The organism is Streptomyces sp. NK08204 (assembly GCF_020400585.1).
Taxonomy (GTDB): Bacteria; Actinomycetota; Actinomycetes; order Streptomycetales; family Streptomycetaceae; genus Streptomyces.
Window position 1 is genome coordinate 41,247 of the sequence record NZ_JAINVF010000028.1, and the last position, 15,100, is coordinate 56,346.

A 15,100-nucleotide genomic window follows, 5' to 3' on the forward strand; every position below is an offset into this window, starting at 1 on the left:
TCCGCCCGGGTCACTCCGCTGCGATCAGGCAGCTTTCCTCGAACTCGCGGTACGTGGCGACGTCGGCCGTCCTGGAACTCATGACGGTGCCGAGCCAGCCCAGCAGGAAACCGACCGGGATGGAGACGATGCCCGGGTTCTGCAGGGGGAACCAGGCGAAGTCCGCCGAGGGCAGCACTGAGGCCGGCGTGGAGGAGACGAGCGGGCCGAACGCGACCAGGAGCAGTGAGCAGCCGAGGCCCCCGTAGAGGGCGAGGAGCGCGCCGGCCGCCGTGAAGCGCTGCCAGAACAGGGTGTACACGATGGTCGGCACGAGGGACGAGGCGGCGATGGCGAAGGCGAGGAAGGCGAGCGAGGCCGCGTTCCAGTCCCAGGCCAGCAGTGCGAACAGGATGCCCAGCACACCGACCGCGGCCGCCGAGACGCGCGCGACGGCCACCTCCTCCCGGTCGTGCGTCCGGCCCCTGCGGATGGCGTGCGCGTACACGTCGTGGGCCAGCGCCGAGGCCGCCGCCAGTGTGACCCCGGCGGCCACGGAGAGGACCGTGGCGAAGACCAGGCAGGAGAAGGCCGCCATGAGCAGGGTCCCGCCCATCGACTGCGCGAGCAGGAGCACCGCGGAGTTGCCGGTGGGATCGGTCCCCTTGACGGTGCCGGTGCCGACGATCGCGGCCGCTCCGAGTCCCAGTACGCCGACCGCCAGGCACACGGCGCCGACCAGGCCGATCGTCCACGACACCGCCCTGCGCAACTGACGAGTGGTGGCCGGGGACAGCAGGCGCATGACGATGTGCGGGAGTCCCCCCACGCCCAGGGCCATGGAGAGCGCGAGGCTGAAGAAGTCGACCTTGCTGGTGGTGCTGACCCCGAATCGCAGACCGGGCCGCAGGAAGGCCTGCCCGTGACCGCTGTTCACGGCGGCCGCCCCGAGCAGGCTGTCGCCGCTCCACGTGAAGTGTGCCAGCACCAGGACGACGGCCACCGCCACCGCGGCCACCAGCATGACGGTCTTGGCGATCTGGATGAACGTCGTTCCGGGCATGCCGCCGACCGCGACGTAGAAGACCACGAGGCAGCCGACGGTGGTCACGCAGACGGCGCGCGCGGTGCTCCCCGGCATGCCGGTGAACTGGGCCAGGAGAGCGACGCTCGCCACCAGCTGGGCCACCAGGTAGAGGAGGGACACCACGAGTGCGCATACCCCGACGGCGAGCCGGACCGGCCGCTGGCCGGCGCGTATCCGCAGGGTGACGGTGTCGCCGAGGGTGAACCGGCCCGAGTTGCGCAGCGGTTCGGCGATCAGCAGCAGGACCATGATCCAGCCGACGGCGGTGCCCACCAGGTACAGCAGACCGTCGTAGCCGGTCAGGCAGACGAGCCCCGTACTGCCCAGCAGCGTCGCGGCGGAGATGTAGTCGCCGCACATCGCCATGCCGTACCGCAGCGGTGACAGCTTGCGGCTGCCGATGTAGAACGCGTTGAGCTCGTCGCGGTGGGGACTGGCGATGATGGCCGTGAACATGGTGACGGCGAGGAAGACGAGGAACAGCACCAGTGGCAGCCGCGTCTGGCTGAGGGGGATGGCGCCCCAGGCGATGGTCACCGCTCACTCCTTGTGGCGCCCACTCGGTGGTGGGCGCGCAGTTCCTCGGCGAGCGGGTCGAACCGGGTGCGCATGTACCTCTCGTAGTACCACGCGGTGAGGAACAGGGCGGCGAACAGCGCCAGTCCCAGCGCGAGTCCGAGGGTGACATGCCCGAACAGCGGGAGGTCCATCAGTCCGGGCACGAGGTCGGACAGCAGGATGAGGAGCAGATATCCGCCCACGACGGCGACCGCGGCCGGCGTTCCGAAGGCGAGGCGGATGCGACGCAGTTCGCGCACGTCCGCTCCGCCGTTCGCCGGTGCGGGCGGCGGCCCGAACTGGGCCGCCGTCCCCGGGTGACCGCCCGGCTCGTGGTGCGTCGCGGGCTGGAAGAACCCGCTCACACTGTCACCGCCGCCAGCGCCGAGCGCATCCGGCCGAAGACCTCCGGCACCGTTCCTGTCGCGTCCACGTGGGACAGCAGTCCCCGGTTCGCGTACCAGCGCAGCAGCGGGACGGTCTGCTCGCCGTACACCGTGAGACGCCGCACCACGGTCTCCTCGGTGTCGTCGGCACGTCTGAGGAGTGGGCCCGCGCACCCGTCGCACCGGTCCGCGACGCGGGGCGGAGAGAACACGGCGTGCACGGTCGTCCCGCACGCAGGGCACATGCGCCGACCCGTCAGCCGCTGCACGATCTCCTCGTCCGGCATGTCGAGGGCGATCACCGCGTCGAGTGCGGTCCCGCTCTCTGCCAGGGCCTCCGACAGCAGCTCGGCCTGCCGTACGGTGCGGGGAAAGCCGTCGAGCAGGAAGCCGTCCGCCGCGTCGGGCTCGCCCAGACGCCGGGTGACGACGGCCGTGGTCAGCTCGTCGGGCACCAGCTCGCCCGCTTCCGTGTGCCGTCGCACAAGGTCACCGATCTCGGTCCCCCGGCCGATCTCCGCGCGGAACAGGTCCCCGCTGGAGATCGCCGGTACGGACAGGAGGTCGGCCAGGATACGGGCCTGTGTGCCCTTGCCCGCTCCCGGTGGGCCGATCAGAACGATGCGCATCTCAGTCCCTGGTTGGTGATCATTTCCGTGGTTCAGTCCCTCGGTTCGTTCCGTGGTCCGGTCCGTGGTCCGGCCTGTGGTCCGTGGCCCGGTCCGTGGTCCGGCCTGTGGTCCGTGGCCCGGTCCGTGGCTCAGTCCTCGGCCGGCGCGGCGGGCAGCTGGGCCTGTATCAGGTCCATGACGCCGGAGTCGGTGAGAGTCGTGACATCGCCCAGTGCGCGGTTCTCGGCGACGTCGCGCAGCAGACGGCGCATGATCTTGCCGGAGCGGGTCTTGGGCAGCTCCGCCACCGACAGGACCCGCTTCGGCTTGGCGATCGGGCCGAGCGTGGCGCCGACGTGATGGCGCAGTTCCGCCACGAGACCGTCGTCCTCCGCGGCCGTCGCACGAAGGATCACGAAGGCGACGATCGCCTGCCCGGTCGTCTCGTCCGCCGCGCCGACGACGGCGGCTTCCGCCACCGCCGGGTGCGAGACCAGCGCCGACTCGACCTCCGTGGTGGAGATGTTGTGCCCGGACACCACCATCACGTCGTCGACCCGGCCCAGCAGCCAGATGTCGCCGTCCTCGTCCCTCTTCGCGCCGTCCCCGGCGAAGTAGCGGCCCTCGAAGCGGGACCAGTAGGTGTCGAGGAAGCGCTGGTCGTCGCCCCAGATGGTGCGGAGCATCGAGGGCCAGGGCTCGGTGAGCACCAGGTAGCCGCCGGAGCCGTTCGGGACCTCGGCCTCCTCGTCGTCGACGACGGTCGCGGCGATGCCGGGCAGCGCGCGCTGGGCGGAGCCCGGCTTGGTCTCCGTCACGCCGGGCAGCGGGGAGATCATCATCGCGCCGGTCTCGGTCTGCCACCAGGTGTCCACGATCGGGCAGCGGCCACCGCCGATGTGCTCGCGGTACCAGACCCACGCCTCGGGGTTGATCGGCTCGCCGCAGCTGCCCAGCACCCGCAGCGAGGACAGGTCGAACTTGGCGGGGATGGTCTCGCCCCACTTCATGAACGTACGGATCGCGGTGGGTGCCGTGTACAGGAGGGTCACGCCGTACTTCTCGACGATCTCCCAGAAACGTCCCTGGTGCGGGGTGTCCGGCGTGCCCTCGTACAGCACCTGCGTCGCGCCGTTGGCCAGCGGCCCGTACACGATGTACGAGTGCCCGGTGACCCAGCCGATGTCCGCCGTGCACCAGTAGACGTCGGTCTCCGGCTTGAGGTCGAAGACCGCGTGGTGGGTGTAGGCGACCTGGGTGAGGTAGCCGCCGGAGGTGTGCAGGATGCCCTTCGGCTTACCCGTGGTGCCGGAGGTGTACAGGATGAACAGCGGGTGCTCCGCCTCGAACGCCTCCGGGGTGTGGTCGGCCGACTGCCGCCCGACGATGTCGTGCCACCAGACGTCGCGGCCCTCCGTCCAGCCGACCTCCTGGCCGGTGCGGCGGACGACGAGCACCTTCGCCACGCCGGCGGCGCGGCCGAGGGCCTCGTCCACGGCGGGCTTGAGCGCGGACGGCTTGCCGCGGCGGTAGCCGCCGTCGGCGGTGATGACGACCTTCGCGTCGGCGTCCTCGATACGGGTCGCGATCGCGTCGGCGGAGAAGCCGCCGAAGACGACCGAGTGCGCGGCGCCGATGCGGGCGCAGGCCAGCATCGCGATGACGGCCTCGGGGATCATCGGCAGGTAGACGGCGACCCGGTCCTCCGCGCCGACGCCCAGCTCGGTGAGGGCGTTGGCCGCCCTGCACACCTCCTGCTTCAGCTCGGCGTAGGTGATCGCCCGGCTGTCGCCGGGCTCACCCTCGAAGTGGATGGCGACGCGGTCGCCGAGGCCCGCCTCGACGTGCCGGTCCACGCAGTTGTACGCCACGTTGAGCCTGCCGTCCGCGAACCACTTGGCGAACGGAGGGTTCGACCAGTCCAGCGTCTGAGCAGGCTCCTCGGCCCAGCTCAGCCGCCGGGCCTGCGCGGCCCAGAAGCCGAGCCTGTCGGCCTCGGCCTGCTCGTACGCCTCCGCCGTGGCGTTGGCGGCGGCGGCCAGCTCGGCCGGCGGGGCGAACCGCCGTTCCTCCTTCAGCAGGTTGGCCAGGCTGTCGTTGCTCATGGGAACTCCCTCGTGGTCGGGCGGGCGGTCGGCAGGTCGGTGGGGGTGATCAGGCCGAGAAAGGCCACGTGGGCAGGGACTTGTTCTTCCAGGTGGCGTTGGCCACCCCGGCGAACGAGCCGTACCAGGCGAGCAGTGCGGTGATCAGGCCTGCCCAGCCGCCCGCGTGCCCCAGCTCCGCGTTCTCGCCCAGCTTTCCGGCGGTGAGCAGCACGAAGGTGACCGACAGCACCGAGAACACAGCGAGCAGGACGCCGTTGATCCGGGCGGCGACGATCGTCATGAAGGCCGTGAAGATCGTCCAGGCGAGCAGGAACAGGCCGGTCGCCTGGTAGGCGTGGGCCGCCGGCAGCTTCGGGGCGACGAACTGGACGTAGCTGGCGAAGGAGAGCCAGAAGGCGCCGTACGAGGTGAACGCCAGTGCGCCGAAGGTGTTGTTCTTGCGGAACTCCCACATTCCGGCGAGCACCTGGACGGTGCCGCCGTACCACAGCGCGAGCGGCAGCACCACGGCCTCCAGCGACGCGTCCTTGATCAGTCCGGCGTTGAAGACGGAGAGCACGAAGGTGGTGAGGGCGAACGCCGCCAGGCCCAGGGGACCGGGGTCGGCGATCGGGGGGTGCTGCACCTCGGGCGCGGCCGGGGCCGGCTGGGAGGAGGCGGCGGGCCGCTCGTCGGTGACAGGCGTCTGAATCTGGGTCATGGCGCAGTCCTGGGGTCGGGAGGCCTGTTCGGCGTGGGTGCGGGGACGGGGCGGTGCGGGGCCACGGATGGGGACGGTGGCGGGAGGTGCGGTGTGTGGTGCGCAGCAGGCGGCGGGTCGGCTCGGGTTCGTGGCCTGGAACGCGCTGAAGCCCGCTGGGTGAGGAGCGGAACGTCCGGCTGCCGCTCCCTGTTGGGAGCGCGGCTTGGCGGCCGGGTGTTTCCGTGTGTCTCGCTCTGGGCGGTTACTGTGCGGCACGCACGCCGTGACCGGGAGCCCCCCTGCAGAACTTGTCGGTCAGTGGTGCCCGTCGCGCGACCGACGGACGGCGCTGGGGGACGAACGGTCGCCTGCCACGGTCGAGCGGCCCTGCGTGCCGGCTTCCAGTGCCTCCGGCAGATGCAGGCGTGCCAGCATCACGGAGGTTCCCGCGGGCACCCTGCCGGGCGTGGCGAGTGACACCCCCACCATGGTCGCGAACGCCGCCGGCACACTCCAGGCCGCGGGCTCGGCGAGCAGGATCCCGGCCCAGCCCGGCCCGCCCGCTCCCAGCAGCGTGAACGTCGCTGCCGTCACCGACAGCCCGCCTCCGACCAGCATCCCGGTGACGGCTCCGAGGGCGGTCAGCCGCCGCCACCAGATGCCCAGCACCAGCAGCGGGCAGAACGTGGAGGCGGCCACCGAGAAGATCAGACCGACCTCGTGGGCCACGGAGACTCCGCCGCTCGACAGGAGCAGCGCGATCCCGCAGGGCGCGAGCACGGCCAGCGCGGAGGCCCGGCGGAAGCCGCGTACGTCCCCGCCCAGGAGGTCCTGGGAGAGGACGGCGGCCACCGACAGGGCCAGCCCGGAACATGTCGACAGGAAGGCGGCGAAGGCACCCGCGACCACCAGAGCCGTCAGCAGCTGGCCCACGGTGCCCGGCACCAGCCGTCCGGGCAGCAGCAGCACCACGGTGTCCGCCTGGTCCGCTCCGGCGGGATGGGGCGCGTAGAGCCGTCCCAGCCCGCCGTACACCTCGGGCAGCAGGTAGAAGGCGCCGAGCAGGCCGAGGACGCCCACCGTCGTCCGGCGGGCCGCCCGGCCGTCGGGGTTGGTGTAGAAGCGGGCGATGACGTGCGGCAGTCCCATCGCTCCGAGGAAGGTGGCCACCATCAGCGAGTACACGGTGTAGAGCGCCTGCCCGCCGCCCTGATCGGCCGCCGCGTGGGCGGGGGGCGCGTGGGCGGGGGGCGGGCTGCCGCCCGGGTGCCAGGCGCCGCGCCAGACGAGCAGCAGGACGATCGCCGGGACGGCGAGCGCGGCGAGCTTCAGCCAGAACTGGACGGCCTGGACGAGCGTGACGCTGCGCATGCCTCCGGCGATCACGCTGACCAGCACCACCGCGGTCACCAGCACGGCTCCCGACCAGGCGGGTGCTCCGAGGGCGGCGTGCAGGGCCAGTCCCGCGCCCTGGAGCTGCGGTATCTGGTAGAGCCACCCGATGAGTACCACGAAGGCGGTGGCCGTCCGCCGTACCGCCAGTGACCCGAGGCGGGCCTCGGCGAAGTCGGAGACCGTGTAGGCCCCCGACCGGCGCAGCGGCGCGGCCACCAGGACGAGCAGCAGCAGGTAGCCGGCCGTGTACCCGATGCCGTACCAGAGCATCGTGCTTCCGTAGGCCACCAGCAGCCCGGCGATGCCCAGGTACGAGGCGGCCGACAGGTACTCGCCGCTGACGGCGGCGGCGTTCCGCAGCGGCGAGACCGTACGGGAGGCGACGTAGAAGTCCGGTGTGGAACGGGCTCGCAGGCCGTAGCCGCCGACGACCACCGTGACGGCGACGACCAGCAGGACGGCGGTCAGGTTTCCCGGTGTGCTCATGAGCGGTGCCGGTGTGTCATGAGCGGTGGACGTGCTCGACGAAGTCGCGCTCGTGGCGCTCCGCCCGGCGCACGTAGCAGGCTCCGGCGGTCACCAGCAGCGCGTAGACCGGAAGTCCCAGGATCAGCCAGGGCAGGCCGATCCCCCACACCCGCGCCTCGTGCGGCATCGTTGACCGTCCGATCAGCAACGGCAGGGCGGCCAGCGGCACGCAGACCGCGGCGCAGACGAGCAGCGCCAGCCGGAGCTGGGTACGCATCAGCGCCTTCACGTACACCTCGCCGAGCGGGGTCTGTTCGTGGACGTCGCGTACGGCCGCGTCCCGCCGGCCGGGCCGGGCGGCGCGGGTGCGCGGGTGGGTCACGCTCACGCGCCGGGACGGCTCACCCATCGGCAGTTCCTCTTCTCCTCGGTGAGCCGGCCGGGGGCAGCAGCAGTTCGCGCAGCCTGCGGCTGCTGCGGCGGCTGACCGGCAGCACGGTGCCGGCAACCCGCACCGACAGCCGCCCGGAGTCGGCCAGCAGTTCCTCTATGTGACCGGTGGCGACCAGGTGGCGGCGGTGCACGCGCACGAAGCCGGCGTCCTGCCACTGGTCCTCCAGGCTGGACAGCGGCACCCTCAGCAGACAGCTGCCGGAGGCGAGGTGCAGACGCACGTAGTCGCCGCACGCCTCCACGTGCCGGACCTCGGAGCGCCGGACGAACCGCGTCACGCCGGACAGCTCGACGGCGATCGTCTCGTCGTCGGCGGGCGGCTCGGCGACGGCCGGGGGTGCGGGCGGGGGCGGGAGCGGGACGGGTGCGGACTCGCGGTCCGCGGGGGCCGGGTCCGTCCGCCGCTCGGCGATGCGCCGAACGGTCTCGGAGAGCCGCTGGGCGCGCACGGGCTTGAGCAGGTAGTCCAGGGCTCGCACCTCGAAGGCGGGGACCGCGAAGTCGTCGTAGGCGGTGACGAACACCACCGGCGGCGGCTCGGCGAACCGGGACAGGACCCTGGCCACCCCCAGCCCGTCCAGGCCTGGCATACGCACGTCGAGGAAGACCGCGTCCACGGACCTGCCCTGCTCCAGCGCGCGGTCCAGCGCCAGCAGCGCCTCGGCGCCGTCCGCGGCGGACTCCACCGGGCCGACGCTCGGCTCAAGGCCGAGCAGATAGACGAGCTCCTCCAGGGCATGAGGTTCGTCGTCGACCACCAGGATGCTCAGCATGCATGAGTGTGTACATTTCTCACACAACGGGTCAATCTCCCTACGGGTGTGGCATCGGCCACATTCGTGAAGGGTAACGCTCACCTGAGCGCGTTGAGCCCGTCGCCCGGCCGCCGCTCCCCCGTCGCCGGAGCCGTCACTCCCACCCGGTACTTGGGCACCCGGATCCGCACCTTGGTGCCCGCCCCGGGCGCGGTCTCGACCACCAGCCCGTACGCGTCCCCGTACACCTGCCGCAGCCTGGCGTCGACGTTCCCCATGCCCACACCTCCCGAACCGGTGGAGCCGGACGTCCTGGCTCCGCCCGCGGCCAGGATGCGCCGCAGCTCCTCGGGGTCCATACCGACCCCGTCGTCCTCCACGGTGACGTGCGCCTCGGCGCCCGCGTCCCACGCCAGCACCGTGATCTTCCCCGGCCCGGTCCTGCCCTCGAAACCGTGCCGGACGGCGTTCTCCACCAGCGGCTGCACGCACAGGAACGGCACCGCGACCGGCAGCACCTCCACGGCTGCCTGAACCTCGACGCGCAGCCGGTCGCCGAAGCGCGCCTGCTCCAGAACCAGGTACTGGCCGATGGAGCGGAACTCCTCCGCCAGCGTGGTGAACTCGCCGTGCCGCCGGAAGGAGTAGCGGGTGAAGTCGGCGAAGTCCAGCAACAGCTCGCGGGCCCGCTCAGGATCGGTGCGGACGAGTGAGGCGATCGCGGTCAGTGCGTTGCATGAGAAGTGCGGGGAGATCTGCGCGCGCAGCGCCCGCAGCTCGGCCTCCACCAGGCGGGTGCGGGAACGGTGCAGCTCCGCCAGTTCGAGCTGGCCGGAGGTCCAGCGGGCCACCTCGCCGGTGGCGCGGACCAGACCTGCGGAAACACCGGGGGCGTGGACGAGCAGCGCGCCCTCGACCCGGTCCTCCACCACCAGTGGGGCGACGACGGCCTCCCGGAGCTCGCAGCGCGCCTCGCCGCACCACACCCGGTCGGCCTTCAGTACGGCGGTCCCACCGCCGGCCAGCACGTCCGCGGCCAGGTCGACCGCGGCCGCGCCGTGGTGCTTCCCGGCGCCGTCCCAGGCGAGCAGGCGCTCGGTGTCCGTGACGGCCAACGCCGGAACGCCCAGCAACTCCCGCAGATGGCGCGCGGCCACACCGGCCGACGCCTCGGTCAGCCCGCCGCGCAGCGCCGGCGCCGCGAGGGACGCCTGGTGCAGCGCCTCGAAGGCCGCCTGCCCGGCCCGCCCGTCGAAACCGGCGTGCCGACGCAGCCACCTCCGGTGCCGGAATATGCCCGCCATGCCGGACACGGTAGCCCTCCATGGCGGTGACATCATCCCTCGGGGGGTGCGAAAGGGCTCGATCCCTCGGGGTGCGAAAGGGCTCGGCGGCCGGGAGGGGCGTGAGGTCAGCCGCCACGACCGCCACTCGGTGTCCGTACCGAAGGCGCCTTCGGGTCGGTGCCGTCGCCGGGAGCCGTCGCTTTCGGCAGTCTCCCGCTGGAGTGGATCAGGCATCCGTATGATCGGTCCACCGGCTGCCGCGGCCTCCGCTGCGGCCACCGCGGAGGCGATGGCCGTGTCCGTCGGGGTGGCAGGAGGCCCGCGACGGCGGTGCCCGCACCAGCACCGGCCTCTCAACCCAGGTGGGACAGTGCAGTGTGGGAGGCGGACACTCCGAGGCGGCTGCGCCCGGCCTGGGGTACGGACAGGTCAGCACGGCCGGCCCCCTCCCCTGGGCACCACCGCTACGCGGTACGGTGCGCAGGGTTGCTCAGACCGTGCCGTCCTCCCACCACCAGGACTGGGCGCCGTAGGGGTACTCGACTCGGCTGTCCATGTGCTGCCAGGAGTGGCTGTAGGACTCCAGGCCGGAGAAGCCGCTGCGTTCGCCGATCTGGTAGAGGGTCTTGGTGGAGACGCCGGAGACGACGATGTCGGCGGCGATGCCGTACTGGTGCATGGAGTTGGTGGGGTAGCCGTAGATGCTGGTGTTGTAGGCCACGCTGCGGAATCCGGAGTTGATGGTGACCGAGTTGTTGCCCTCCTTCTTGCGGACCGCCTCCAGCTTGTACATCAGGCGGCGGACGTTCTCCTTGACGGTGGTGGCGTCCACCTTGCCGCCGGAGAACCCGGAGCCGTCGTGGCTGTAGAACTCGCTCCAGTCGAAGTGGGCGGTCGAACCGTCGCTGCTTTCCAGCGAGTTGAGAACCGACTGGGTCTGTGGACCGACGATGCCGTCGGCGCTGAGGCCGTAGGCGGACTGGAAACGCCTGACCGCGTCGTAGGTGCCCGGCCCGAAGTCGCCGTCGAGGGCGACGTAGGTGTTGGAGGCGGAGTCGGCGGCCCAGCCCGCGACGCGGATCTGGAGCTCCTTGACGTCGGAGCCCGTCATGCCCTGCTGGAGGGTGCGGCTCCAGGAGTACGCCGAGGCAGGCGTGGCCAGAGCAAGGCCGGATGCGGCGACGAGGCCGGCGCCGAAGAGCGCGCCTGCGCCGTAGCGCAGCAGGCCGCGGCGGCTGAGGCCGGGGGTGGTGGAAGCGGCGGGGATCGCGTCTGTCGGGTCGCACATGGTGGGCTCCTGATGGTCGTCGGGAAGGATCGCAGTGCAGTCCGGTTCCGTAGCGCGAGCAAGTGCGGAGTCGGGCTCAGAGGTGCCTTGTGGTGCTGGTGCCGTGATGCGATTCGCGTCGCGTCATTCTTGACGCGAGCAGATCAATTGTCGAGTCGTGTCCGGGAAAAGCCGGGCGCAGGACACGGAGGAGCTACCGAACGCTGCGCGATGGCGACCAGTTGCCGACAGTCGTCGCACAGGTGTGGGCGGGTCTCTCGAGGGGCGTCCCATCCAGCGGGTTCGACGGCCTTCCACCGTTCGTCGGTGTACCGGGTGCCGTAGTCGGCGCACACGGGACGGCGGACCTCCCTCCGTCCTCTGCTGCTTGACCGCGCGGGCCTGGTGCAGGCGGTTACGGGTCTCGGGGCCGAGCGAGATGTCTGCCTTCTCGATCACGGCGCCGCTCACCGCCCGCTCGGCGCGCCGGGGATCCCGGCGGCGTCCACGTGGGTGGTGCGGAGGCTGTCGGCGATGGCCCGGTGCCGGGTGGCCGGGTGCGGGCCCATGAGGGGTGTTGTGCAAACCAGAGGCACCGCTGCGGCTTTCCGGGAGCATCGAGGAGGGCGCCCGGCGCAGGTGTCGGCCGGGCGTCCCGGGAGCCGGGTTCAGGATCGGAGGCGGTCGAGGAAGTCGGCGATGAGCTGGGCGATCTGCGGCAGGCGGTCCTCCAGCGCGAAGTGCCCGGCCTCGATGAGGTGCAGTTCGGCGTCGGGCAGGTCGCGCAGGTAGGCGTGGGCCCCGGATACGAGGAAGAACGGATCGCCGGTGCCCCAGGTGATCAGTGTCGGCGGTTGGTGCTCGCGGAGCCATCCCTGCCACGTCGGATAGGCCTCGACATTGCTGTGGTAGTCGTAAGCGAGAGCGAGCTGGGCCTGCTTGCGGCCGGGCTGTTCCAGGAAGTGTTGGTCCAGCAGCCATCCCTCCGGCGCCACCAGTTCGGGATCGGTGCTGCCGCCTTCGTACTGCGCCCGGGTGCTCTCCAGGGTGAGCAGGCCGGAGATGGTCTCCACGCTGCCCGGAGTGTCCGGTCTGAGGGCGATGAAGTCCCGGGCGGCATCGGAGAGTCCTTCCTCGTAGGCGTTGCCGTTCTGGACGATCAGGCCGGTGACCGAGTCCGGGCGACGCAGGGCGAGACGGAACCCGACGGGTGCGCCGAAGTCGAAGAGGTACATGGCGAACCGGTTGAGCCCGAGTCGCTCGACGAAGCCCTCGACAATGTCGGCGAGCCGCTCGAAGGAGTAGGTGAATCCTTCCGGGGCGCGGGTGTGCCCGAACCCCGGATAGTCGGGGGCGATGAGCCGGTAGTGCGCGCCCAGGACGTCGATGAGGCGGCGGAACTGGTGCGAGGCGGAGGGGAAGCCGTGCAGCAGCAGCACGACCGGGGCGTCGGCCCGTTCCGGCAGGGACTCACGGTAGAAGACCTGCACACCGTCCACATCGACGGACCGGTGGGCGGTGCGGGCCGGGCCGGTCACGCGAGCCGTGGTTGAGGAGCCCATCTCACATCCCTCTTTGGTTGGAATTCGCATTAGTCTCATGCTCGCACATCTAACGCGTCCAGCGGAAGATGTAGCATTAGAGCATGCGTGACAGTGCGACACTGACCGGCGAGCCCCTGGCTTTGGACCTGGTCAACACCCGCCCGGCAGGTCCCGGTGGCCGGACCGACCTGCTCGGCACCCCGGGACAGCTGGCCGACTGGCTCGCACTGGAGGCCGACCGCCTCCCGCGGGCGCTGTGCGACCTGGCGCCGGCGCCCGGCGACCTCGCCGCCGTCCACACTGTCAGGGCGTACACCGAAGCCGTCGTTCGCGCGCTGCTCGACGGCGTCGCGCCCCCGGCCGCCGCTCTGCGCGGGCTCACCGAGGCACAGCGCGCCGCGCCGGCCGTACGGGAACTGGGATGGGACGGGAGCCGAGTCACGGCATCCGACTGCCGGACCGGGCCGTTGGGAGTCCGCCTCGCCGCCGTGCTGGCGGAGGCCGCGGCCGACCTGCTGACCGACCCCGCCGTCAGCAGGCTCAGGAAGTGCGAGGCCGACGACTGTGTCATGGTGTTCCTGCCCTCGCATCCCCGGCGCCGCTGGTGTTCGCCGACCCGGTGCGGCAATCGCGCCCGCGTCGCGCGGTACTACCAGCGCCACAAGTCTGCCGAGCCACCGGGAGCCTGACAGCCGTCGCAGAAGGACACGAGCTGCGTGGAATCGTCCGCGTGGTGCCCTGCCGGGAGCCGTTTGCGGTCCACTTGTCGCCGTTTGGCTCTGCCGTCGGCGTCCGTCCGCTCGTTAGCCTGCCGTCCATGCATGATCGTCTCGCCGCCGACCTGACAGACCTGTCGCGCCTGCTCGACCTGACCCGCGAACGTTCGCTGGCCGTCCTCGGAGGGCTGGCCGAGCGGCCGGTGATCCGGCCGGACTGGCTTGTGCAGCCTTCTGCGTTGCCCGACCGAGGCTGCGGCCTGGAGGCGGCGCTCGCGGAGTTCACCGAGAAGTGGGAACCGGGGTTGTCAGCGAGTGCCGGACCGCGCTATCTCGGCTTCGTCACCGGGGGCGCGACCCCGGCGGCGCTGGCTGGGGACTGGCTGACCTCGGCCGCCGATCAGAACGCGAACTCGTCGTTCGAGAACACCGGCCAGGAGCTGGAGCGGCAGACGGTCGCCTGGCTGCGGGAGCTGTTCGGCCTGAGCACGGCGCAGGACGGGGCGTTCGTCAGCGGCGCGACCATGTCGAACACCGTGGGGTTGGCCATCGCCCGGGAGTGGGTCGGTGAGCGGCGCGGCGTCTCGGTTTCCGAGCAGGGGCTCGCCGCGCTGGGGCCGGTGACGGTGCTGTCGGGCGCGGCGCACTCCAGCGTGTCCAAGGCGCTGTCGGTGCTCGGGCTGGGCCGTGACGCCTTGGTCTCCGTGCCGACCTTGGACGGCCGGGAGGCGGTGGACGTCGCGGCGCTCGAGCGTGAACTGTCTGAGGCCGGCGGGCCGTGCATCGTGGTCGCCAACGCCGGCACGGTCAACACCGTCGATTTCGATGACCTCGGCGCCATCGCGCGACTCCGCGGGCGTTACGACTTCTGGCTGCATGTGGACGCTGCTTTCGGCGCCTTCGCCGCGCTCTCGCCCGAGCACGCGCATCTGGTGCAGGCACTGGATGCCGCCGACTCGGTGTGCGTGGATCTGCACAAGTGGCTCAACGTCCCTTACGACAGCGCCGTCCAGTTCACGCGGCGTCGGGACCTGCAGACCCGGGTTTTCCAGAACGCGGCGGCCTACCTCGGCCCGCTCGGCGAGACCCCGGATCTCGTGCACCTCACGCCGGAGAACTCGCACCGGCTGCGGGCCTTGGCGACCTGGTTCACGCTGCGCGCCTATGGTCGCGACGGCCACCGCGAGATCGTGGAGCGCTGCGTCAACGGTGCTCGGGTGTTCGGGGCGGCGGTGACGGCGAACCCGGCGCTGCGGCTGCTGGCCCCGGTCCGGTTGAACGTCGTGTGCTTCACCCTCGCGGAGGATCCGCGGCCCGACCGCCTCGCCGCGGTCATCCGGGAGGTCAGTGACGAGGTCTTCTTCACCCCGACTGTCTACCGAGGCGTCCCGGCGTTGCGGGCGGCGTTCAGCAACTGGCGGACCGAGCCCGAGGACGTCCAGCGAGCCGTCGACTCGCTGAACAAGGCAGTGTCGACGGCTCGCTGACGGAGAGCCCGAGAACTCGAGGCAGGAGCCGCCCGTCACGGGTTCTCGGACGTGTGCCGGTCGGCTCCCGGTGCGCTCGGTCACGCCGGGTTCGCGTCGTTGCCGCTGACGCGACCCGCGCCGGCTTGTTGCAGGCCACGTCGGGGATGGTGCTCAGCCGCTTCACGCCGAAGAGGCGCTGGTGGTCCGCGACGCACTGGAAGCGGTTCACCAGCGTGTCTCCACTCCGTTCTTCACCGTGATCGCAACACCGTCGAGCGACTGATCAACCGGCTGAAGGACTGGCGCGGCCTCGCCACCCGCTTCGGCAAGGCGCCC

At 71.4% G+C, this 15,100-nt stretch carries 13 protein-coding genes; 2 read left to right on the forward strand and 11 right to left on the reverse strand.

The genetic code is table 11. The annotated features are described in order from the left end of the window. Positions 1-10 precede the first annotated feature (10 nt). The 11 genes from K7G59_RS29595 to K7G59_RS29645 all read right to left on the reverse strand — a co-directional run bounded on the left by K7G59_RS29595 (position 11) and on the right by K7G59_RS29645 (position 12,597). Positions 11-1,603 carry a cation acetate symporter gene (locus K7G59_RS29595; protein WP_225839583.1) on the reverse strand — a complete coding sequence of 531 codons (1,593 nt, stop codon included), beginning with the start codon at positions 1,601-1,603 and terminating at the stop codon, positions 11-13. Beyond that, positions 1,600-1,989: a DUF485 domain-containing protein gene (locus K7G59_RS29600; protein ID WP_225839585.1), complete on the reverse strand. Its 390-nt coding sequence runs from the start codon at positions 1,987-1,989 to the stop codon at positions 1,600-1,602. The genes K7G59_RS29595 and K7G59_RS29600 overlap by 4 nt, the downstream gene beginning before the upstream one ends. Continuing rightward, positions 1,986-2,639: an adenylate kinase gene (locus K7G59_RS29605; protein WP_225839588.1), complete on the reverse strand. Its 654-nt coding sequence runs from the start codon at positions 2,637-2,639 to the stop codon at positions 1,986-1,988. The genes K7G59_RS29600 and K7G59_RS29605 overlap by 4 nt, the downstream gene beginning before the upstream one ends. Before the next feature lie 131 nt (positions 2,640-2,770). Then, positions 2,771-4,726 carry an acetate--CoA ligase gene (acs, locus tag K7G59_RS29610; RefSeq protein WP_225839590.1) on the reverse strand — a complete coding sequence of 652 codons (1,956 nt, stop codon included), beginning with the start codon at positions 4,724-4,726 and terminating at the stop codon, positions 2,771-2,773. A gap of 49 nt (positions 4,727-4,775) precedes the next feature. Beyond that, complete coding sequence (locus K7G59_RS29615; RefSeq protein ID WP_225839592.1) at positions 4,776-5,429, reverse strand: acetate uptake transporter; 654 nt, start codon at positions 5,427-5,429, stop codon at positions 4,776-4,778. 297 nt (positions 5,430-5,726) lie between these two features. Then, the gene (locus K7G59_RS29620; protein WP_225839594.1) at positions 5,727-7,292 is read right to left on the reverse strand and encodes a cation acetate symporter; all 1,566 of its coding nucleotides are present in this window, start codon (positions 7,290-7,292) and stop codon (positions 5,727-5,729) included. Between the two features lie 16 nt (positions 7,293-7,308). Next, a complete protein-coding gene (locus tag K7G59_RS29625) occupies positions 7,309-7,683 on the reverse strand; it encodes a hypothetical protein (RefSeq protein WP_225839596.1) in 375 nt (124 codons plus the stop codon). Next, entirely contained in the window at positions 7,676-8,500 is an 825-nt protein-coding gene (locus tag K7G59_RS29630) for a LytTR family DNA-binding domain-containing protein (RefSeq protein WP_225839597.1), read from the reverse strand. The genes K7G59_RS29625 and K7G59_RS29630 overlap by 8 nt, the downstream gene beginning before the upstream one ends. An 80-nt stretch (positions 8,501-8,580) precedes the next feature. Further along, complete coding sequence (locus K7G59_RS29635) at positions 8,581-9,786, reverse strand: sensor histidine kinase (protein ID WP_225839599.1); 1,206 nt, start codon at positions 9,784-9,786, stop codon at positions 8,581-8,583. Positions 9,787-10,258: 472 nt separating this feature from the next. Next, the gene (locus K7G59_RS29640; RefSeq protein ID WP_225839601.1) at positions 10,259-11,056 is read right to left on the reverse strand and encodes a peptidoglycan-binding protein; all 798 of its coding nucleotides are present in this window, start codon (positions 11,054-11,056) and stop codon (positions 10,259-10,261) included. A 647-nt stretch (positions 11,057-11,703) separates the two neighbouring features. Continuing rightward, positions 11,704-12,597, reverse strand: a complete 894-nt coding sequence (locus K7G59_RS29645; RefSeq protein WP_225839603.1) for an alpha/beta fold hydrolase — start codon at positions 12,595-12,597, stop codon at positions 11,704-11,706. Positions 12,598-12,680: 83 nt separating this feature from the next. On the opposite strand from K7G59_RS29645, the gene K7G59_RS29650 reads away from it, so the two are divergent. Further along, positions 12,681-13,268: an ABATE domain-containing protein gene (locus K7G59_RS29650; protein WP_225839605.1), complete on the forward strand. Its 588-nt coding sequence runs from the start codon at positions 12,681-12,683 to the stop codon at positions 13,266-13,268. A 128-nt stretch (positions 13,269-13,396) separates the two neighbouring features. Next, a complete protein-coding gene (locus K7G59_RS29655) occupies positions 13,397-14,782 on the forward strand; it encodes a pyridoxal-dependent decarboxylase (protein ID WP_225839667.1) in 1,386 nt (461 codons plus the stop codon). The last annotated feature ends 318 nt before the right edge of the window (positions 14,783-15,100 follow it).

What these genes read in the sequence shown, in the direction of transcription:
- K7G59_RS29635 (WP_225839599.1), bottom strand. Translation starts at nt 9,786, where the DNA reads ATGGCGGGCATATTCCGGCACCGGAGGTGGCTGCGTCGGCACGCCGGT.
- K7G59_RS29655 (WP_225839667.1), top strand. Translation starts at nt 13,397, where the DNA reads ATGCATGATCGTCTCGCCGCCGACCTGACAGACCTGTCGCGCCTGCTC.
- K7G59_RS29645 (WP_225839603.1), bottom strand. Translation starts at nt 12,597, where the DNA reads ATGGGCTCCTCAACCACGGCTCGCGTGACCGGCCCGGCCCGCACCGCC.
- K7G59_RS29605 (WP_225839588.1), bottom strand. Translation starts at nt 2,639, where the DNA reads ATGCGCATCGTTCTGATCGGCCCACCGGGAGCGGGCAAGGGCACACAG.
- K7G59_RS29625 (WP_225839596.1), bottom strand. Translation starts at nt 7,683, where the DNA reads ATGGGTGAGCCGTCCCGGCGCGTGAGCGTGACCCACCCGCGCACCCGC.
- acs (WP_225839590.1), bottom strand. Translation starts at nt 4,726, where the DNA reads ATGAGCAACGACAGCCTGGCCAACCTGCTGAAGGAGGAACGGCGGTTC.
- K7G59_RS29650 (WP_225839605.1), top strand. Translation starts at nt 12,681, where the DNA reads ATGCGTGACAGTGCGACACTGACCGGCGAGCCCCTGGCTTTGGACCTG.
- K7G59_RS29615 (WP_225839592.1), bottom strand. Translation starts at nt 5,429, where the DNA reads ATGACCCAGATTCAGACGCCTGTCACCGACGAGCGGCCCGCCGCCTCC.
- K7G59_RS29630 (WP_225839597.1), bottom strand. Translation starts at nt 8,500, where the DNA reads ATGCTGAGCATCCTGGTGGTCGACGACGAACCTCATGCCCTGGAGGAG.
- K7G59_RS29640 (WP_225839601.1), bottom strand. Translation starts at nt 11,056, where the DNA reads ATGTGCGACCCGACAGACGCGATCCCCGCCGCTTCCACCACCCCCGGC.
- K7G59_RS29620 (WP_225839594.1), bottom strand. Translation starts at nt 7,292, where the DNA reads ATGAGCACACCGGGAAACCTGACCGCCGTCCTGCTGGTCGTCGCCGTC.